Source organism: Micromonospora sp. SCSIO 07396, assembly GCF_053667945.1.
The window spans coordinates 5,077,645-5,096,884 of the sequence record NZ_CM132210.1 but is presented as its reverse complement, the minus strand read 5'-3'; the positions used below and the strand labels follow the sequence as shown (position 1 = coordinate 5,096,884).

18 protein-coding genes and 1 tRNA gene are annotated in these 19,240 nt (G+C 67.3%); 16 read left to right on the top strand and 3 right to left on the bottom strand.

Translation table 11 applies throughout. The features are described 5' to 3' along the window. Positions 1 to 153: 153 nt before the first annotated feature. Positions 154 to 229: transfer RNA gene (locus ACWCHM_RS21825), tRNA-Lys, on the top strand. Between the two features lie 263 nt (positions 230 to 492). Here ACWCHM_RS21825 and ACWCHM_RS21820 read toward each other — a convergent pair. Further along, the gene (locus ACWCHM_RS21820; protein ID WP_454219623.1) at positions 493 to 1,056 is read right to left on the bottom strand and encodes a flavoprotein; all 564 of its coding nucleotides are present in this window, start codon (positions 1,054 to 1,056) and stop codon (positions 493 to 495) included. After that, entirely contained in the window at positions 1,053 to 2,390 is a 1,338-nt protein-coding gene (locus ACWCHM_RS21815; protein WP_454219621.1) for a hypothetical protein, read from the bottom strand. Before ACWCHM_RS21815 ends, ACWCHM_RS21820 begins: the two co-directional genes overlap by 4 nt. A 421-nt stretch (positions 2,391 to 2,811) precedes the next feature. On the opposite strand from ACWCHM_RS21815, the gene amcA (ACWCHM_RS21810) reads away from it, so the two are divergent. From amcA (ACWCHM_RS21810) to ACWCHM_RS21745, 14 genes are all read left to right on the top strand, one after another. After that, positions 2,812 to 2,973 carry a multiple cyclophane-containing RiPP AmcA gene (gene amcA, locus ACWCHM_RS21810; protein WP_454219619.1) on the top strand — a complete coding sequence of 54 codons (162 nt, stop codon included), beginning with the start codon at positions 2,812 to 2,814 and terminating at the stop codon, positions 2,971 to 2,973. A 346-nt stretch (positions 2,974 to 3,319) separates the two neighbouring features. Beyond that, positions 3,320 to 4,456: a cyclophane-forming radical SAM peptide maturase AmcB gene (gene amcB / locus ACWCHM_RS21805; protein WP_454219617.1), complete on the top strand. Its 1,137-nt coding sequence runs from the start codon at positions 3,320 to 3,322 to the stop codon at positions 4,454 to 4,456. Continuing rightward, positions 4,453 to 4,638 (top strand): multiple cyclophane-containing RiPP AmcA, encoded by a 186-nt coding sequence (gene amcA, locus ACWCHM_RS21800; RefSeq protein ID WP_363809604.1) that lies wholly within the window; start codon positions 4,453 to 4,455, stop codon positions 4,636 to 4,638. Before amcB ends, amcA (ACWCHM_RS21800) begins: the two co-directional genes overlap by 4 nt. Before the next feature lie 76 nt (positions 4,639 to 4,714). Next, complete coding sequence (locus ACWCHM_RS21795; RefSeq protein WP_454219616.1) at positions 4,715 to 5,377, top strand: pentapeptide repeat-containing protein; 663 nt, start codon at positions 4,715 to 4,717, stop codon at positions 5,375 to 5,377. 150 nt (positions 5,378 to 5,527) lie between these two features. Further along, a complete protein-coding gene (locus tag ACWCHM_RS21790; protein WP_454219614.1) occupies positions 5,528 to 6,082 on the top strand; it encodes a hypothetical protein in 555 nt (184 codons plus the stop codon). Between the two features lie 56 nt (positions 6,083 to 6,138). Further along, the gene (locus ACWCHM_RS21785) at positions 6,139 to 6,759 is read left to right on the top strand and encodes a helix-turn-helix domain-containing protein (RefSeq protein WP_454219613.1); all 621 of its coding nucleotides are present in this window, start codon (positions 6,139 to 6,141) and stop codon (positions 6,757 to 6,759) included. 205 nt (positions 6,760 to 6,964) lie between these two features. Further along, positions 6,965 to 8,320, top strand: a complete 1,356-nt coding sequence (locus tag ACWCHM_RS21780; protein ID WP_454219611.1) for a transcriptional regulator — start codon at positions 6,965 to 6,967, stop codon at positions 8,318 to 8,320. 2 nt (positions 8,321 to 8,322) lie between these two features. Next, positions 8,323 to 9,030, top strand: coding sequence for an SDR family oxidoreductase (locus ACWCHM_RS21775; protein WP_454219610.1), 708 nt, complete (start codon positions 8,323 to 8,325; stop codon positions 9,028 to 9,030). A 499-nt stretch (positions 9,031 to 9,529) separates the two neighbouring features. Beyond that, the gene (locus ACWCHM_RS21770) at positions 9,530 to 10,162 is read left to right on the top strand and encodes a helix-turn-helix domain-containing protein (RefSeq protein ID WP_454219609.1); all 633 of its coding nucleotides are present in this window, start codon (positions 9,530 to 9,532) and stop codon (positions 10,160 to 10,162) included. Between the two features lie 363 nt (positions 10,163 to 10,525). Next, the gene (locus tag ACWCHM_RS21765; RefSeq protein ID WP_454218921.1) at positions 10,526 to 11,389 is read left to right on the top strand and encodes an IS5 family transposase; all 864 of its coding nucleotides are present in this window, start codon (positions 10,526 to 10,528) and stop codon (positions 11,387 to 11,389) included. A gap of 1,055 nt (positions 11,390 to 12,444) precedes the next feature. Further along, positions 12,445 to 13,332: a replication-relaxation family protein gene (locus ACWCHM_RS21760; RefSeq protein ID WP_454219608.1), complete on the top strand. Its 888-nt coding sequence runs from the start codon at positions 12,445 to 12,447 to the stop codon at positions 13,330 to 13,332. Between the two features lie 384 nt (positions 13,333 to 13,716). Continuing rightward, positions 13,717 to 14,613, top strand: coding sequence for a DUF2637 domain-containing protein (locus ACWCHM_RS21755; RefSeq protein ID WP_454219607.1), 897 nt, complete (start codon positions 13,717 to 13,719; stop codon positions 14,611 to 14,613). Further along, entirely contained in the window at positions 14,610 to 15,008 is a 399-nt protein-coding gene (locus ACWCHM_RS21750; RefSeq protein ID WP_454219606.1) for a hypothetical protein, read from the top strand. Before ACWCHM_RS21755 ends, ACWCHM_RS21750 begins: the two co-directional genes overlap by 4 nt. Beyond that, positions 15,005 to 16,477 carry a tyrosine-type recombinase/integrase gene (locus ACWCHM_RS21745; protein ID WP_454219604.1) on the top strand — a complete coding sequence of 491 codons (1,473 nt, stop codon included), beginning with the start codon at positions 15,005 to 15,007 and terminating at the stop codon, positions 16,475 to 16,477. The genes ACWCHM_RS21750 and ACWCHM_RS21745 overlap by 4 nt, the downstream gene beginning before the upstream one ends. 301 nt (positions 16,478 to 16,778) lie before the next feature. On the opposite strand, the gene ACWCHM_RS21740 is transcribed toward ACWCHM_RS21745, so the two are convergent. Beyond that, positions 16,779 to 18,437, bottom strand: a complete 1,659-nt coding sequence (locus tag ACWCHM_RS21740; protein ID WP_454219602.1) for a hypothetical protein — start codon at positions 18,435 to 18,437, stop codon at positions 16,779 to 16,781. Positions 18,438 to 18,574: 137 nt separating this feature from the next. Between ACWCHM_RS21740 and ACWCHM_RS21735 the strand changes: the two genes are divergently transcribed. Continuing rightward, positions 18,575 to 18,874, top strand: a complete 300-nt coding sequence (locus ACWCHM_RS21735; protein WP_454219600.1) for a hypothetical protein — start codon at positions 18,575 to 18,577, stop codon at positions 18,872 to 18,874. The last annotated feature ends 366 nt before the right edge of the window (positions 18,875 to 19,240 follow it).

Sequence of the window (19,240 nt, the reverse complement as noted above, 5' to 3'; positions counted from 1 at the left end):
GTGCCCCATGCCGGCCACCAGCTCGATGCCGGACGCTCTCCGGCAGGGGGATCTGAAGCCTTTTGCCCGTTAAGCTCGCCCGAAGGGTGGAGCCGGGTATCGGATTGGAACCCCGCTCATGGCCCGTGCTAGTGTTCTCTCCGTTGCCAACGAGCGCCGCTAGCTCAACTGGCAGAGCAGCGGACTCTTAATCCGCGGGTTCGGGGTTCGAGTCCCTGGCGGCGCACCACCAAAAAGGCTCTGACCTGGGGTTTCACCCTGGGTTGGAGCCTTTTGGCGTTTCTGTTGGTGGCTCGGTGTCTCGGTGGGTGCTCGGGAGCCGTTGGACCGTTCCGGCTTCCGGTGGACGAACGGCATGTGGGTGGACGTCCGGGCTGCCCAGCATCGCCTGTGCGTCTGCCCGCCGTCTGATGATCTTGCTGCTTGATCGGGTGGTATGGGCGTCGGGCCGTCGGTCGACGGATCTGACCGGGTTGATCCGGCCGGCGGTCGTTACTTCTGCGGCTGTGTTTTCTCAGCAAGTGCGGCGGCTGCGTGGAATGCCGTGGTCCAGGGGAAGGTGAGCCGTCGGTCGTTGCCGGTGCCGGGTGGGTGTGGTTCCCAGTCGTGGTCGGGTCCGAGGAGGAGGTGTACGCCTTCGTCGCGGAGGCTGGTCACGGCGTGGCGGTAGGGGTGTCGGGTGGCGAGGGCGGTGTTGACGAAGGGGACGATGACGGTGGGTACGTGTCGTCCGATGAGTTCGGCGATGGTGGTCATGGCGTAGTTGTCGGCGAGGCCGAGGGCGATCTTGTTGATCGAGTTGTAGGTCGCGGGTGCGATGACCAGTGCGTCGGCGGCGGGTAGCGAGCGGCGGACGCCCGGGGATGCCCGGTAGTCGGATCGCACGGATGTGCCGGTCAGCTTTTCGATAGCTGGGATGTCGAGGAAGCTGGTCGCGTGGGGTGTGGCGGTGACCGCCGTGGTCCAGGACTGTTGATGTGCGGTGTTGATGAGGGTGGTGACGTCGGGGGCGGGGCCGGCGGCGCAGACGACGATCTGGAGATGGCGTTCGGTCACCGGGGGATCCCGGTGGTCTGGGTGAAGTCGACGACGGCGGCGCGTACCGGGCCGGTGGCGAGGTGGGCGAGGTCGTTGGCGAGGCGGTGGACCGCTGGGCGGCAGCGGATCTCTTCGGGGGCGATCTCGTACGCGGTGCGCAAGGCGTTGAGGCCCTGTTCGTGGCGTCCCCACTGGGTGTAGGCGCGGGCCACGTCGACGTAGAGGGTGGCTTTGCGTTCGGCGAGGGTCACCTTGCCGAGGGGGATGGTGCGGGCGATGGTGATGGCGGTGCCGGCGTCGCCGAGGGTGAGGGCGATGTTGACCCGGTGCAGCAGGACGTTGGTAGCGCCGAAGCCGGTCCACCGGTCGTTGCCGTCGTAGCCGAGTCGGGTCGCGGCGCGGGTGGCCTCGTCGAGCATGGTGCGTGCGGTGTCCCGGTCGTCGCGGCGGGCTGCGGCGACGGCACCGCGTAGGACGAGGGCGCCGTACACCGCGACCGCGTCGGTCGACGCGAGGACCGTGTCCCGGTCGAGCACGCCGGCGGCATCTGCGGCGAGGGTCACTGCCTGCTCGTCGTGGTTGTTGCTCATCAGGGCGTGGGTCATGATCCGTGCGCTCGCGGCGACCGCCACTGGGTCCTGGCTCGTCGCGGCGGCGCGGGTGCTCCGCTCTGCGGCGACCAGGGCCATTCCACGGTCGCCCAGCTTGAGCAGGACGCTACCGACGACGTGGTACAGCTCGGCGGCCAGGACGTCGACCTGCCGTTGCTGCGTGCCCTCCGCGTCCGCCCTGGCGGGTTCGAGAGCGGGTAGCAGCGTGCCGAGCTGGTCGAGGACCCGTTCGTATCGGCAGGCCTGGTAGTCGCGTTTGACGGCGGCCACCTTGCTGGAGAGCTGCTGCACGGACAGCACCGTGGCGGGTTGTCGCCGGGGCGAGACGAGTGCGTCGAGCACCGGCGCGATGCCGGGGGCGGCGGCGACGCTGACCGCAGCGCTGCGCAGGAAGTCTCGCCGTTGCACGTCACCATCCGAGTCCGGGCTGTGGTGGCTGTCGTCACCAGTATCGGCATCCGGGCCGGTGTGCGGTGGCGTGGTGCTCGCGGCTGCACCGTTGGTGCCCGTCGCCCGCAGGGCTGCGAAGCGTTCGCGGACGTCGGGTGTGGCTCGGGTCAGCACGGTGTCCAGCGCGGCCTGCATATCGGCGCGAGGAATGACGTTGTCGCCCTGGCTGCTCCACTTGGCCACCGTCCGGCGGGCCGCGCCCAGGTGCTCGGCGAAGGCGGTGACGCTCATCCGCGCCGCCTGGCGCAGGGCGGTGGCGTCCCGGCCGGTCCAGGTCGTGATCGGAGTCATCGCACGTCCTCCCGACAGGGACCGTCTCCTGCTTGGTGATCGTAGCGGCACCTGGGGTTACCGCAGGTGCACCGGCGGTGCACCGACAGGACATTCCGTGCACGCCCTGCCCCGGGCGAGGGTGGGTGTGCCGGGCCGCCTTCCCAGGGCGCGCCGGTAGGTCAGCGTCAGTCTCAGAGCAGGGAGCTTCGGATGGATGTGCCGAGCGGTGACAGGCCGGAACGCGACCCGACGCCTCCGCAACTGCCGTCACCGGCCAGTCCGTCGGCAGCACTGGTGACTCCTCGTCCGCGTACCGCCAGAAGGGCTGCGTGGGCGGGTGGCGGTCAATCCCTTCCTGAGCCGCCGGCCGGCAGCGGTGGGTCCACCGGGCCCGGTGGACCCACCGCTGCGAAGGACGCGTCGTGACGGGGGAGCAGGCATGACGGTGTACGTCTCCCCGTACGCGAACGGCCAGCAGGAGCGGCCCGGCCCAACGGCGTCGACAGAACCCGTGCCGGCGGGGACCGCGGACCCGCCGCTGTTGACCCACGTGTGGCGTCGGTTCTTCGCGCAGCGGACCCGACGGGAGATCCGCCGGTGAGCGTTGACCAAAGCCCTCCGGCGACTGCGGCGGGCCGTCGCAGCCCGATGGGCCATGAGCATGTGCCGTCGCGTCCGCACTGGGGCTGCCGCGCCTGCGGCCATCCATGGCCCTGCGACGGGGCCAGGAGCGCGCTCCTGACGGAGTACGCGGGCAATCGGGTCGGCCTGTTCCTCTATCTGGCCGGATGTCTGCACGAGGCCATCGACGACCTGAGCCAGCCGGACGCCAGCGGGACGAGCAACTGCGAGGACCTGTTCGATCGTTTCGTCGACTGGGCCAGGCGACGCGCCGGCTCTCCCAGGGCGACGACCGACGCCCCAGTGTCTTCGAGGGAGGCGTGATCGTGAGCGGCATCGGTGTGATCACCGCTGTGGGGCGGCCGGCGATCGCGGAGGTGTTTCACACCCTGGTGGTGCAGCCGACGAGCTTCTGCAACCTCGACTGCGCCTACTGCTACCTGCCTGACCGCCGGTCCCGCCGTCTCATGACCGTGGAGGTGGCGCGGGCCTGTGCCACCTCCATCGAGCAGCAGGGCAGCGAGCATCCCGTCAGCGTCGTCTGGCACGGAGGCGAGCCCACCGCCACGCCGATCGGCCACTTCCGGAACCTGCTCACTGCCTTCGAGCCGCTACGGCGAACGGGTCGGGTGCGTCACGAGATCCAGACCAACGCCACCCTGATCGACCAGCGGTGGTGTGACCTGTTTACCGCTTACCGATTCGAGATCGGTGTCAGCGTGGACGGCCCCGGCACCCTGAACCGCAACCGGGTCGACCGCGCCGGTAGACAGACGGTCGATCGGACGATGCGCGGCGTTCAAGTGCTCGCTGACGCGGGTCTGGAGTACTCGGTGATCTGTGTTGTCACTCCGGAAACCATCGACCACGCCGACGACCTAGTCGACTTCTTCACCGACCTGCCTGGGTGCCAGTCTGTGGGCTTCAACATCGAGGAGCAGGAAGGCGCCGCCCGGCAACCGGTGACGGAGGAGGCCGCGTACCGCTTCTGGCGGCGGCTCGTGCAACGCCGAACCGCCGGTAGCGGGCTACGTATCCGTGACCTGGACCGACTGGCCGATTACCTCACCGCCGCCCGCGCCGGACACGTCGACCACACACCCCATGAACCGATTCCCACGGTGTCCTGGAACGGCCAGGTCGTGCTCCTGTCACCGGAACTGCTCGGCATCACCGATTCCGAGTACGGGGACTTCATTGCCGGCAACGTGGTCGCGGAACCGATCATCGCGATGATCGGCCGGGCCGGCGGTCTGCGTTACGTGACCGAGTTCGTCACCGCGCTCAACGACTGCGCCGACCGGTGCGGGTTCTACGACTTCTGCCGTGGCGGACAGGCCGGCAACCGCTACTTCGAACACGGCACCTTCACCGTCCGCGAGACCAACTTCTGCCGCACCACCCGACAGGCCCTCGTCCGCGCCACCGCGGACCATCTCACCCCGACCGGAGGACCAGCATGACCGACGCCCTCGCCGCACTCGTCAACGCTCCACCGCACCACCTCGACAGTCTCGGTGTCGCACCGTCCCAGGCGGTAGCGTCGATCGACGCCGCGAAGTTCGACAACCGACCCACCTGGGACAACCGTGGCAAATTCGACAGCCGTCCGGGCTGGGACAACTGGGACAAGAAGAAGCGCTGACAGCGAACTCCCGACACTCGGGTGGTGCGGCGGCCGGCCCGTCTCGCACCGCCCCTCGGAACAGGTAAAGGACCACATGCGGACCACCACAGTCGGCGAGCTGCGGATACTGCTCCCGGAACTGGACCCTGACGATCTCGACACCATCAGTGACCCGACCGACGACCTCAGCGACGCCACCATCGAGAACGTCTCCTGGCGTGGCGGCACCCTCGACGGCGTTACTATCCGTGGTAGCCGGCTCGTCGGCGTCGATGTGAGCGAGAGTGGCTGGGAGGACGGGTCCCTCTTCGGCTGCGAGATCACCCGTGCCGACTTTTCCGGCACGACTCTGTCCGGCGTCAGCATGGAGCGCTGTGCCGTCACGGGTTCCCGGTTCACCGGCACCCGGCTGACTGATGTTCGGTTGAAGGACGTGCTGTTCGAGGGATGCCGCTTCGACTACGCGTTCCTCACCCGGGTCACCGCCGCCGGAGCCGTGGCCTTCGTGGACTGCCTTCTCACCGACGCCACCTGGTCGTCCTGCCGCCTACCCAACACCGTCCTGCGGTCCTGCCAACTGGCCCGCCTGGAACTCGACTCCTGCCACCTCCATGGCGCTGACCTGCGAGGCAACGGCCTGCACGACCTGAAGACCGGTCTCGGCAATCTGCGCGGGGTCACCCTCGACGAGGATCAGCTACCCGACTTCACCCACCTGGCCGTTCAGGATCTCCACCTGACCGTGCGCAAGCGGTGACAGGTCCGGTTCTCATGCCCTGCCGGTCGCCCGCTGCACAGCACACGAACACATCGGGAGAACAACGTCGTGGCCTATCACCCAGGGCCGAACAACCTGCTTCGCGCGGCTCGGCTGGCGCTGCCGTCTCCGTCCGGCTCGGGGCGGCCGATGTCCCGACAGGAGTTGGCTGACGCGGTCAACGCCCACACCCACGCGCACGCGGGATGCCGCAGCGCCGTTGACGCCCGCTACATCGGCAAGCTCGAACGAGGGGAGCACCGGTGGCCGTTCGAGCCGTACCGCACGGCGTTGCGGGAAGTCCTCGGTATGACGACCAACGCTGATCTCGGCTTCTTCATCATCCAGGGACACGCCAAGGATCCTGAAGCGAGCCCGGAGAAACCAGGACCAGAAGCTAACTGGACCTCACCCCCCGGTGTCGACCCGGGCCGCCCGGTTTCGGTAGTGATCGCGGCTGGTCCGGTCATCATGGCCCGAGCGGCGGCGGTGCGGGTGACCGTGAACGTCCACGCCGAGACTGTCACGGCGCTGGTCCGTCACGACGACGCGACCGGCGCTGTCGCGGTCCTCGCGGGACCCGTCGAAGTGATGATCGAACCGTCGGATGTCGCGCGGGACCGCCTCGCGGCTCGACCGAGTGTGCCCTCGACTACGACAAGCCTCTGCCAGGTGTCCCGGCTTTCGGACCGGCGGCACCGATGACGAATGTGCGGGTCTCGCAGCCGGCCATGGATGGCCGGAGTTCGTCGGCTCTGCGCTTGCCGGGGCTGATCAGTCAGCAGCAGGTGGCCGAGGCGCGCAGGGACCTCGGCCGCCGGTTGGCCGCGTGGCGTGCCGAGCAGGGACTGACGCAGATGCAGCTCGCCAGCAGCATCTGCTACTCCCGCAGCTCGGTCGCCAACGCCGAGATCGGCCGGGACACCAGCGTGCGCCGGTTCTGGCAGGACGCCGACCGGGCCGTCGACGCACAAGGGGCGCTGCTCGCGGCGTTCGACCAGATGGCCGCACTGGTACGGGACTTCAACGCCCAGCGGGCGCAGGCGCGGGACGAGGAACGCCAGCGACGCGCCGGCCGGACCGCCACCCGGGCCACTCACGCGGCGACGGCTGACTGTGGGTGTGGGACGGTGGTCGTCGGCCGGTGGACCGGACACGAGACCCGCGCGCTCCGCGAGGCGCTCCGGATGACCGTCCCCGACTTCGCCCGCCACCTCGGGGTATCGCCCGAGACGGTTTCCGGCTGGGAACACCACCACACGCCCATACCGCCACCGACGATGGCCACACAAGCAGTCTTGGACGAGACGCTCACGCTCGCCGACAGCAACGTCAAAGCCCGGTTCCTGCTGATCCTCGACACCCTGAACCACCGCACGTAAGCCAGCCGGACAAGCGGTGAGGGCTGCACGGCACGACCGCGACGCCGCGTGAGCCGGCAAGGCTTCCCCACCGCCCCCGATCGGTGGCATGAGCAAAGCGAGATCCAGGCATCTGAATACAACTTTCGCTCACGTTCGATACGGCCGCGACCACGCCTTGACCAAAGAGCTGTAGGTCGCATCCTTGGGCATTGAGGAGGCAGCGATGGCGTCGCAGCTACCGGTATCCGATCGGGATCGCCTCATTCACCCGCTCAGCGTCGTGCGCGCTGCACGAGGGTGGACATACCAGGACGTGGTCAGTGCGATCGCGAAGCACAGCCGGAATATGGCCGCCCGGCGAGAGAAGGCGTGGCGGTGGGAGCACTGGGGAGTGGTCCCCGATCTCGAAAGCCAGCTCGCTCTCGCCGCGGTACTCGACATTCCGCAGGAGCGCGTGCGGGAGGCGCCATGGCCGCAGTGGCTTCCCGCCGGTGACCCGATCCCGACCTCCTTCGGATGGACCCAGTCGGGCGGACTGCAGGCACTCGTCAACGCATTGGAGTACGCACACGTGGACCGCCGTGCCTTCATGAAGATCACAGGCGTGCCCCTGGCCGGCATCGCCGAAGCGTGGCTGACCATCGAACCCCGAGAACTCGTTGCCGTCCTGCGAGGCGGCCAGGTGACCGCTGACCTGGTAGAACGGATGGAAGAGGGCCTTCCGCGACTACGCTTCCTGGAGGCGACCCGAGGCGGTGACCAAGCCCGGGCCCTCATCCACGCCGAACTCGGCATGGTGGTGGATGTCCTCGACCGATCCGCCTACACGGCTGTGGTAGGTCAGCGACTGTACGCCTTGGCGGCAGAACTCGGCAGGATGGCCGGCTGGGCGTCGTTCGGCGCTGGCCTGCACACAGCGGCGCAGCGCTACTGGCTCGCCGCACTACACGCCGCATACGCCGCCGCCGACCGACTGCTGGGAGCCAACATCCTCAAATCGATGAGCCTGCAGTGCTACGACTTCGGCCGCCCCCGAGAGGCACTGGAGCTGGCGCGTAGCGCCCACGAGGGTGCCAAAGGGGCGACCCCACGCGCCGCCGCGATGCTGGCGCTACGGGAGGCCAGGGCTCACGCAGCGATCGGCGACAGCACGGCATGCGAACGCCTCCTCAAACAGGCCGACATCGAGTTCGATCGCATAACATCGACCGACACAGAGCCCGCCTATCTTGGGTACTTCGACGAATCCGAGTTCAACGCCCAGGTCGGGACCTGCTACCTGGATCTGGGCCGATCGAAAGAAGCCGACGGGTACTTCAGCCGTACGCTCCGGTTGGTTCCAGCCACCAAGGTGCGCGACCGGGCTACATACGTGATTCGCCGCGCGTCGGCGCAGACGCAACTCGGAGACGCCGACCACGCGGCATCGCTCGTCGCGGAGGCGATACCACTGATCCGTGAGGCCCCATCGGAACGGAACATGCGCCGCGTCGTTCGAGCACGGCAGCGGCTCCCGTTCACCAAGGCCGACCCGCGCGCTCGCGCCCTCGATGACCAGCTCGCCACCCTGGGGGTCTGACCATGGTTGACGACATCAGGGTCGCCGTAGTGACCGGCGCCAACCGTGGACTCGGCGCAGCCATCGCCCGCAACCTGGCCGAGCAAGGCCTGCACGTGGTGCTCGCGGGCCGAAACGAGTACTCCGTCGACCACGTGGTGTCCGACCTGACGAGGGACGGACTATCCGCCAGCGCACACCAACTCGACGTCAACGACCCGGCCAGCGTGGCGCGTGCCTTCGCCGACACCGCAAAGCGCCACGGCCGGCTGGACGTCCTGGTGAACAACGCCGGTATCGCCATCGACCGCGGTCAGACAGCGGCGAGCCCCGACTTCGAGCGGGTCCGCAGCGCCCTGGACACCAACCTCCTGGGCGCGTGGCGCTGCTGCGCCGCCGCCGTGCCGGAGATGAAGAAGAACGGCTACGGCCGCATCGTCAACATCAGCAGCCACCTCGCCTCACTCGCCACCATGGGCGACACCAACGTCTCCTATCGCGTGTCCAAGGCGGCTCTGAACGCGCTGACCCGGGTCCTCGCGGCCGAACTCGCCGGCACCGGCATCCTGGTCAACGCATGCTCACCGGGACGCATGAACACCAGGATGGCGTACGGAGAGACCGACCGAACGCCGAAGGAAGGTGCCGAAACACCCGTGTGGCTCGCCACCCTGCCACCCGACGGGCCGACCGGCGGCCTGTTCGCCGACGGCAAGCCAATCGACTGGTAGAAGACACCCGAGACGCATCGGCTGCTGCCGCCTCCACGCCGCCTACTCGGCGGCGATGAACTCCACCTCGCGGTGCGGGCTCAATGATCTTCGGAGGGGGAGTGCCCGTCGGTCGGCTTGTGACCGCACTCGTCGGGTCTGTTGGTGTCGCAGTGGCACGGTCGAATGTCAGTCGTGGGCTACCGGCCGCAGCCGCGGGGGCGGCGGCGTTGCCGGTGAGGTTGTACGTCGACCCGGCCGCGTTCGCGGTGGGGCGCTCCGACGGTGCTGACGCCCAGGCCTTTGTCCTGGGTGGGCAGCTCGGTGCGCGCATCTGGCCGTTCACCGCCGTAGCGGACGACTCTGTACTTCTGCCGGCTGGTTCTCTTGCCGTGACTGGTTGGTCCCTCGGGTGTCGGTTCGTGGGCCGGTGGGGGCGTCGATGACCGTAGGTGTGCAGTCGACTCGACGGGGTGGGGGAGTGGGGTCTACGCCGGTCCTGCCGAGACGGTTCGGCTCGGTGGACGGGATCACCTCGGGGCTGGTGGCCGAGCAACGTAAGGATCTTGGTCGGCAGTTGGCCGGGTGGCGTGCCGCTGCCGGGATGACGCAGGCGCAACTGGCCAAGCGGATCTGCTACTCGCGTAGCACGCTGGCCAACGCTGAGACCGCTCGGGACATGAGCATCCGGGGTTTCTGGTGCGACGCCGACGACGTGGTCGGTGCCAACGGGGCGCTGTTGGCCGCCTTCGACCAGGTCGCCGCGTTGGTGCGGGACTTCCACGAGCAGCGGGCATCGGCACGTGACCGCGAGCGTCGGCAACGCGCTGCCCGCCTTATCGCTCCCACCGTTCAGGCGCAGCCGAGCGCACCGGCGGAGCCGAGAAGGTGCCAGTGTGAGGCGGTGGTCGTCGGTCGGTGGACCGAGCGGGAGGTCCGCGCGTTGCGGGAGGCGCTACGGATGACCGTCCACGACTTCGCTCAACGGCTGGGAGCGAGCGACGCGGCCGTCTCCGGCTGGGAACACCGACGCACGCCCACGCCACCGAAGATGGCCGCGCAGGCGGTGTTGGACCAGACGCTCGCACTCGCCGACACCGACACCAAAGCCCGGTTCCTGCTGATCCTCAACACCCCCGACCAGCACGGGTAGAACAGCGCGAGAGTGAGGTAGGCACACCGACAGGGCCGCTCGCCGTAGCCGGGCGCCGACGGCACCCGCCGACAACCGTGGGTTCTGCTGGTGAGCGAATCTCCTGTCTCGCCGGAGATGGGCAACTGAGGCACCCTCTCACTGGACGTTTGTTTCGCGTTCGGGGCAGTAGTGGCCGATTCATGTTTGGATATCGGTAGCGCGATATGTCCGAACCAGTCCAGTAAGAGCGCATAACGGCGGACGCAGACCTGCCCGACTTCAGTGCATTCCACCCCGGGATCGTGTCTGTTTCACATTCATCCCCGCATAGGCGGACATGGCGTCCGCCCAGCCGTCGCCCCGACACCGTACGCCTGACGCATGACCGCACGACGCCCCTACCCGTCCGACCTGTCCGACGCCCGGTGGGCCCTGATCGCACCCCGGCTGACCGCCTGGCGACAAGCCCGCACCGACGCCGGCGTCAGCGGCCGCACCCCCACCCACAACCTCCGCGACATCTTCAACGCGATCCTCTACGTCAACCGCACCGGCATCGCCTGGCGCTACCTACCCCACGACTTCCCACCCCACGCCACGGTCTACGGCTACTTCGCCGCCTGGAGCAAAGAAGGCATCTTCACCGCACTCAACTACCAACTCACCGGCCTCGTCCGCGACCACCACGGCCGCACCACCACACCCACCGCATCCATCATGGACAGCCAGAGCGTCAAGACCTCCACCAACGTGCCACTGTCCACACAGGGCACCGACGCCGGCAAGAAGATCGTCGGCCGCAAACGCGGCATCATCACCGACACCCTCGGCCTCCTCCTCGCCGTCACCGTCTGCGCCGCCAGCGCCAGCGACAACACCATCGGCATGGACCTACTCGACCAGGCCACCACCACCTACCCCACCCTCACCAAAACCTGGGTCGACGCCGGCTTCAAAAACCGCGTCATCGAACACGGCGCACACCTCGGCGTCGACGTCGAGATCGTCACCAAAGACCCACAAATCAAGGGCTTCAGCGTCGTCAAACGCCGATGGGTCGTCGAACGCACCATCGGCTGGCTCATGCACCACCGCCGACTCGTCCGCGACTACGAAACCCGACCCGACAACTCCGCCAGCATGATCACCCTCGCCATGATCGACAACCTCGCCAAACGCCTCACCACCGAAACCACCCCAACCTGGCGAGAACCCCCACAACCACAAAACACACAAAATACGTGAATCAGACGTCCTCTGAGAGGCGGAGGTCGTCTGGGCCTCGGTCATGCGAACGGGCCCTCTTCGGGCTCGATTTCTGGCCCGCAAGTGTGCTTCGGGTCAGAAGATCGTCTCATGAAGTGAGACGTTTGCGAGCGTTGTTCAAGATTTTTCTGCCTGTTGCGGGCGTGGATTTGTGCCGCTGGGGTCCAGTGCGGGTTGGTGGGTGTCGGTGCGTCCGGCTGGGTCCGGAGACGTGGTGATCGGCTGCTGGTGATGCTGGTTGACAGGGTGCTGCCGGGGGAGGCGTACTGGTACGCGAGTGATCGCGTGGCGGTCTGTCTGCCGGGTTCGATCGGCCAGGCTGGCGACGTTCCGTAGGGGAGCGTCGCCGGTCGGTCGTTCGAGGCTCGGGGTGGGCGGATCGTCGTTGGTTTTGAGTGGTAGGGGGTTCGCGATGAAGGATCTTTCTCCGGCGGGTTGATTCGAGGCACTACAGAGCCGTGATGTCGACGGCTTTCGGGGCGTTTGTCTCCCGCTGCGTTGCGCCGCCTGCCGGCGCGGGGGTGTGCCGCCCTGCTCTCCGTAGCTGCTGTCGCCGTTCTTGCTGCCGCGACCGCCTTTCTGGTGGTCGTGTCGGTCATTGCTGTCCTCATCCGCTCTCGGGTCGACCGGATGCCCGGTCGGCGTGTTGGTTGGCAACTCCACAGTGCGCTTCTCCGTAGTCCGTCGCACTGGCTGTGGCTGCGTATCCCTGCGGCGTCGTGACTGTCGTCGCGCGTTCTCATTGTTTTCGATCAAGGAGTTGTTGTGTTCGTGGTTCATCTCGTTTCTGTGCGCTCCGGATCGGTGCCGGTGGCGGTGACAGATCCCGTTTCGGTGCCCGTTGCGGGGTCCGGGTTGGCGTCGGTGTTGAGGTCAGTCTTCAACCAGACGCCGGAACGGACCCCCTGTCGTGTCTCACACCGCTGGTCAGGTCGACTGTCAGCGCCGTCGGCTTGTCCTGCGACAGACCCTGCATGCTTTCGGGTCTCTCCCCCTGGGGCTGGCATTCCCTACTGGAGGGGAGGTGGTGGCTGGTGGATGATCCGGTTCTTCGGGTCCAGTCCCAGCTGACCGTCCGTGATCGTGTGTTGCTGGGCTGGCTGTACGACCACGGTGTGTTGACGTCGTTCCAGCTCGCGCATGCCTTGTTTCCGTCTTTGGATTTCTGTCAGCGGCGGTTGCGGACGTTGTACCGGTTGCGGTTGGTGGCGCGGTTCCGCCCCCAGCGCGCCGACGGCGGCTCCTACCCGTACCACTACGTCATCGATCAGCTCGGCGCGGAGGTCGTCGCCGCCGGCCGCGACGAACGTCCGCCCCGTCGTGATCACGCCCGGGCGGAGCGGCGCCGTTGGACGTCGAGTCGCACCCTGGAGCACCGCCTGGGGGTGAACGGCTTCTTCACCGGCCTCGCCGGCTACGCCCGCACTCATCCGGATGTGCGGTTGGGGGAGTGGTTGTCGGAGGCGGCGTGCCGGCGGTCGGGGGTGTTCACTCGGCCGGGGGATCCGGCTCTGGTGCGGGCCTACCAGCCCCGGGTCCGTCCGGACGGCTACGGCCTGTGGGTTACCGGCGGCAGGGTGGTGCCGTTCTTCGTGGAGTACGACACCGGTGGTGAGCCGTTGTCGGTGTTGACGGGGAAGCTGGTCGGTTACCGGGAGTGGTTCGCCGCGATGGGGCGGGCGTGGCCGGTGTTGTTCTGGCTGCATTCCGCCGCCCGGGAACGCAACCTGCGCCGGATGTGGGCCGAGACGCCGCCGTTGGTGCCGGTCGCTACCGGTGCCCGCGACCACGCCAATACGGCGGGCCTGTGTCCCGCTGAGGAGGTGTGGGCGGTGGCCGGCGGTGACGGGCGACGTTCCACGCTGGCTGACCTGTCGGCCTGGGTCCTCGACGACCGTGACCCGACCAGGGAGGCGGCATGACCGACGACACCTCCCCGGACCCCTTCATCGAGTGGCCGGCGTGCGAGACGACAGCCCCCGGGTCGTTCTGTCACTGGTCTGTCGGCGTCTCGCCGGAGGCTGCTGACAGACCGGTGACAGCACCGGGCAGCCCTGATAGCGAGCGGACGGAGGTATCGTCCCGGCACCCGCGTGGCCGGTCCGCGGACCGGCCACGGACCGAGCCATCCACGCTCCTGGTCCGGCACACGGGGACCGTCCGTCCGCTGGTCCGGTCCGCACATACGGGTGGACCGGGCGCGCTGGTGGTCCGGTCCGGGGAGGTGGTCGGCCACGAGCTCATCCCGTGACTCGGACGCTGGTCCGGGACGGAGCCCGGTGGAGGGTTTCGTTCAGGTCGTGATCATGTTGGCGATTGGTGGGGCGGCGGGTGCGGCCAGCTTCACCCACGTCCACAATGTGGCCGCTGCTCATGGTCAGCCGGGGTGGTTGGCGTGGGCGGACGCGATCGTGCTGGAGCTGATGTCCATCGCCTCCGGCCTGGAACTGCGCCGCCGCAAGCGGGCCCAGGTGTCGGCGGTGTTCCCGGCGGCGGTGTTGGCCTGCGCGGTGGCGTTGTCGCTCGCGGCGCAGGTCGTGGAGGCCGAGCCGTCCCCGATCGGCTGGACCGCCGCGGCCGTGCCCGCGCTCGGCTTCCTGGTCATGGTCAAGATCGCCCTCGGCTACACCAACAACCCACCCCAACCCACACCAGCCGGCACGAACCCGTCCACCGCCCGACCAGCGGACCCGTCCGCCGCCACCGCAAGCCAGCTTCCGGCGGACCACACCGACGCCCAGCCCACCCTGCCGACCACGGACCGGCGTCTGCCCGCGCGGACCGTCCACGACACCAGCAACGACCACCCGCACACCGGACCGGACCACCCCCGGACCGGGAGACCGGTCCGCCAGCGTCGGCCGTCGCGGCGCGGACCGTCCACCCACCCCACCGACACCGAAGCCCTGCTCCTGGTCGCCAGACGCGCCCAGGAGGACCTGACCGCCGAAGGCCGGCCGCTGACCCGCGCCGCCCTGGCCACCGCGCTGCGCGCCACCGGCCACACCGTGTCCAACACCCGCGCATCCCAGCTACTGAAGATCCTCAAAGCCGACCAACCCCCACCAGCCCTCACCACCGGCCAGCAGACTCCCGAACCCGCCGACCACAGCACCCCCTCGACAGCACCAGAACCCGCCACGCCTACCACCGTGCGTACCTCTGCACCGCATCCACCGCAGTCAGGAGACCCCGCCCCATGAACGCCCACACCACCCCGAACCATGACACCCAACCGACCAGCCCACCCCCGTCTACCAACGTGCCGTGGACCGCCGAGCGGATCCGCGCGCTCGGCGCCGCCACCACCCTGCCCACCGCCGCGGCGGTCCTCGGTATCAGCCGGTCCCAGGCCTACCGCCTCGCCGCCACCGACACCTTCCCCACACCGCTCATCCGCGCCGGGACCCGCATCATCGTCCCCGTCACCGGCCTCCTCCGACTCCTCCTCATCGACCACCCCACCCCGAACCCCCACGACGGCCGGCGACTTGATCCGGTGACGGTGTCGAGCGTGGATGCAACGACCCCGCCACCAGCGGACTACACCCACCACCGCTGGCGGCACCACGTCGAGCACCCCGGAGACGACGGATGAAAGGCTCCACCTTCAAACGCTGCGGCTGCCGCGACACCACCACCGGCCGCCGCCTGGGACGCTCCTGCCCTGACCTGCGCCGCCCCGGAGGCGGATGGTCCCGCAACCACGGCCAATGGCACTGGCAGATCGAAATCCCCGCCCGCAACGACGGCACCCGCCGCACACTGCGCCACGGCCCCTACCCCACCCAAACCGACGCCGACACCATCCTCGACCGCATCCGCGCCGCCCTCGCCGTCCCCGACCCCACCGACCCCCACGCCACGACCAAAACCGGCGACCTCATCGAAACCGCCGTCAAAACCGGCGCACCCGTCCCCACCCCCGACCAGGTCCGCCGCACCCTGCACCTCGACATCACCCCCACCGAACTCCCCACCATGGCCGACTACCTCACCGACTGGCTCGCCGGCCGCAAGAACATCAAGAAAGGCACCCTGCGCTCCTACGAAGGACACATCCGCCTCTACCTCATCCCCCACCTCGGACACCTGCGCATCGACCGGCTCCGCCCCGGCCACATCGACGCCATGTACGAAGCCATCGCCGAACGCAACGCCACCATCGCGACCCTGCGTGCCAGCCGGGACCCGGCTAAACGTGACCAGGTCAAGAACCAGCGGGTCGTCGGCCCGAGGACGATGCACGTCATCCACGCCACTCTCCGCAAGGCCCTCAACGACGCGATGCGCCGCCACCGCTACCTCGACATCAACCCCGCCCTCCTGGTCGAGCTACCCCGAGCCCGACCACCCAGGCCCACCATCTGGACCGACCAACGGGTCAAGACCTGGCGTGACACCGGCAAGACCCCCAGCCCGGTCATGATCTGGACCCCCGAACACACCGGACGGTTCCTCGACCACACCCACGACGCAGGCGACCGCCTCTACGCCCTCTACCACCTCATCACCTTCACCGGCCTCCGCCGAGGCGAAGCCTGCGGCCTGCACTGGGACGACCTCGACCTCGACGCCAAAACCCTCACCGTCCGCTGGCAACTCGTCCAACAGGGCTGGGCCACCACCATCGACACACCCAAAACCACCGACAGCGAAGCCACCATCGCCCTCGACACCGAAACCATCACCGTCCTCCGCGCCCACCGCACCCGCCACAACCGCGAACGCCTCGCCGCCGGCACCGCTTGGACCAAGACCGGACTGGTGTTCACCACCCCGACCGGCGGTCGGCTGCACCCCGCCGATGTCACCGACCACTTCCACCATCTCGCCACCCAAGCCGGACTACCACCCATCCGACTCCACGACCTCCGCCACGGCGCCGCCACCATGGGCCTCGCCGCAGGCGTCCACATGAAAGTCATCTCCAACCGACTCCGCCACTCCAGCCCACACTTCACCGCCACCTTCTACGGCGCCGTCCTCCCCGAACTCTCACACGCCGCCGCCGAAGCAACCGCCGCCGTCGTCCCACGACGGCGTGGCTCGACGAGGCCGGCGTAATCGGCATGAGCCATTGCGCCTGTTGTGACAAGCACCGGTTCAGCCGGCGATTCCGCCGGCTGAACCGGTGATTCAATGAAATGACCTTCGGGAGGAGAAGCGTGAACGTTGCTCTTGTCGGAGCTCCTAGCTTTTTGAGTTTTGGAGTCGGCACCAGTAGATGACGGCGCAGGCGAGTGTGAGGAACGCTTCGTGGATGTCGTCGCGGATCTCCTAGCGGATGCGGCGGTTGCGGAACCAGTGCAGCGGGGCGTCGATCTGCTCGACGACCCAGCGGCCAATCCGACTTACGAAATACGTATTAGTCAGGGCCGATCTGTTCCGCAACCGAGAGCCATCGATTCCCAGATTCCTCCGCGCCAACGTCTCGAAGGAGCCGCCCCACTTCGGCCACCATCTTGGGATCCGCCGCCGTTACGGCCTTGAAGATAGGGGCGTCGCGGTTGTTGAAGTGATCGTCCTCCGCGAATTCATTGAGCATTTGAAGTGAATCGCGTTGACGGAGGCTCACTTCGCAACTTCGGCCACTAAAAAGCGGCTCGACGGCGTCTATCAACAACCGCACCAGCAATGGGAGATCTAGATTCAGATCTATCATCTGGCACACAATGCACACGTGTGATCGCATGCATACCTGCGCCAATCCGAAGAGATGACCTTCGTTATTGAATTCGGAGAGGTCTAGAACGCCATTTTCGATGCCCTTCTTGAACATCCACGCCAAGCCAGGGTGGGGCGATAGAGTTGACGCCGAGACGCAGCTAAGATATTGAGGATCACCCGGCATGAGTTCGTCGGAGATCGTGTGCCAGACGTCGTCAGGAACCGAGCTTAGGACGTGCCTTGATTCGCCATTCTCCCTGGCCTCGAGCTCCTCCCGCGATGCTTGCGACTGTGTGTGATCGACCAAGTAGTCGAAGGCGAGATATTTGCCGTCCTCCACCTCCTCAAGACAAGCGCTTGCGCCGCGAACAGGCTGCGTTGCCCAAGCCAACGCTGCGGAGAACTTTAAGTGGTTGAAGCGTCTAGCTTCACGCTTGCCTACGTACGAAGTGGCTGCCCGCTTCAACCACGATCGCGGTACGGGCGCGAGATAGCCGGCCCGGCGGAAGTCGATCACGGCTGAAATTAGAGCTGCACCCCATGGACTGACGCCGTGCCTCCCGCTAAGCCATCTTTCAACAGTGGCTGGCCCAGCGGAGAGGTGCTCGGCCAGTCCGACTCCATCTTCGTTGTCAAGAGCCGCGGCGATCCGCGGGTCTTCGCGCAGTTTCTCCGCCTTCGCCCACTCGCTCGATGTCAGCTCGCGCGATAGTCGGACCACTTGGGCTAACGCGAATACTCGACGAGTATCCGGCGCAAATGTCGGAAGATCGGGGTAGAGGGGATCCCCTTGAAACGCGCTCTTGGCTGCCGATCGAATGGTCGCAAGAAGTACCACATCAGTCTTACCCGGCGGCAGAATTGCGCGGACCAGAGAACCATCAAGCCCGCCGCTAGTCAGGTAGTTCTCCAGATCGTCCAGCCAAATCACGGTCCTATTGAAGGTGAATCGCGCTTCCACGGCTCGTCGGAGCGCCGCGCCATCCCTGGCGCGCAGAAATACCCAATCCGCATTCGCGGCGAACCAACGCGTGGCGGCCTCATAGGCGGAGCGCGTCTTTCCTGCAGACGAATCGCCTTCTAGAAGCACCAAGCCGCCCGCTTGAATGCAAGCGTCGATATTTGCGTCCACAGACCGGTCAACGTAAGGCGTCAGCCGTGGCCGGCCGTCAACCTGGATGGGCGGATGTACGCCAAGGTCAGCTACAGGATCGTACTGGTCGAGAGGGTGGAGGAGGATGGATCCGTCGAGGATCAAATCCTCGACGGATCGTGCACGATCGGACGCCCCACGGTGCTGCAGGCCAATAGAGACGGTTCCTATTTGACCAGCAGCTATCCCGCCGGATGTTGCCACCACGGTGGTGTGGGCAGAGGTACTAATGGCCGCGACTGCGCCGGGTGCGACTGGGCCTACAGCCGGCCCGGCGCCTGAGGGTTTGAGGTGGAAACCGTCCCGTTGATCACGCCCGCCGCGACGCCCCCACTTGACGCTTGGTTATTGATGTTCCCGCCGACAGCGAGGCCCCCCTCGCCAGTGGCAGTATTTCCCGACGTGTGGGTCGCGAGGACGTCTACAAGCCGCTGAAGGTCGGGTGCCACATCCGGATGTTCCTCCACGAGGTCCGTGAGACGTACTTGCCAGGTCTGCTCCTCGCGCGCGCGTATCTGCTCCGCCTGCTCAGGGGCTGCACGCTCAAGCGCTGTGCGTGTGGCCTCCAGGCGACCATTAATGACTGCTCGCTGCGGCCCATCTTCTCCACCGAAGATCCGCGCGAAGCCGTCCTTGATTGAGACCCAGGCGTCTGTAGTGGCGGCACTAACGAGCCCAGATCCTGCCGTTGTCGCGAGCGCTAGTAGCGCCTCTGACAGAGCCACGCATACCTCCGAGGCATGAAGGGTCGAGTACTTGCGATACGCCATACATGCTAACGGTGTCTTCAAAGGATCTTGGCGTCGGATAATGTAGGGCGCGCGACCCGGCGAGACCTGCCCGCCCGCTACGGCCCCTAGCAGTCGGTCTACACCCGTTTCCGAAGGTCGGCTCTGGACGGTACGTTCGCGCGGATGCTTGCCGGAGTCCAGCCGGCGCGGACTCCGCCGGGAACACCGACCGGCTGGTGTCGGTGAACTCCACCATCATGCGGACTCACCAGCGCG

Excerpts from the sequence above, each read along its gene's own strand:
- ACWCHM_RS21755 (WP_454219607.1), top strand. The coding sequence starts at position 13,717 with ATGTTGGCGATTGGTGGGGCGGCGGGTGCGGCCAGCTTCACCCACGTC.
- ACWCHM_RS21815 (WP_454219621.1), bottom strand. The coding sequence starts at position 2,390 with ATGACTCCGATCACGACCTGGACCGGCCGGGACGCCACCGCCCTGCGC.
- ACWCHM_RS21750 (WP_454219606.1), top strand. The coding sequence starts at position 14,610 with ATGAACGCCCACACCACCCCGAACCATGACACCCAACCGACCAGCCCA.
- amcA (WP_363809604.1), top strand. The coding sequence starts at position 4,453 with ATGACCGACGCCCTCGCCGCACTCGTCAACGCTCCACCGCACCACCTC.
- ACWCHM_RS21765 (WP_454218921.1), top strand. The coding sequence starts at position 10,526 with ATGACCGCACGACGCCCCTACCCGTCCGACCTGTCCGACGCCCGGTGG.
- ACWCHM_RS21795 (WP_454219616.1), top strand. The coding sequence starts at position 4,715 with ATGCGGACCACCACAGTCGGCGAGCTGCGGATACTGCTCCCGGAACTG.
- ACWCHM_RS21745 (WP_454219604.1), top strand. The coding sequence starts at position 15,005 with ATGAAAGGCTCCACCTTCAAACGCTGCGGCTGCCGCGACACCACCACC.
- amcA (WP_454219619.1), top strand. The coding sequence starts at position 2,812 with ATGACGGTGTACGTCTCCCCGTACGCGAACGGCCAGCAGGAGCGGCCC.
- ACWCHM_RS21780 (WP_454219611.1), top strand. The coding sequence starts at position 6,965 with ATGGCGTCGCAGCTACCGGTATCCGATCGGGATCGCCTCATTCACCCG.
- ACWCHM_RS21790 (WP_454219614.1), top strand. The coding sequence starts at position 5,528 with ATGTCCCGACAGGAGTTGGCTGACGCGGTCAACGCCCACACCCACGCG.
- ACWCHM_RS21775 (WP_454219610.1), top strand. The coding sequence starts at position 8,323 with ATGGTTGACGACATCAGGGTCGCCGTAGTGACCGGCGCCAACCGTGGA.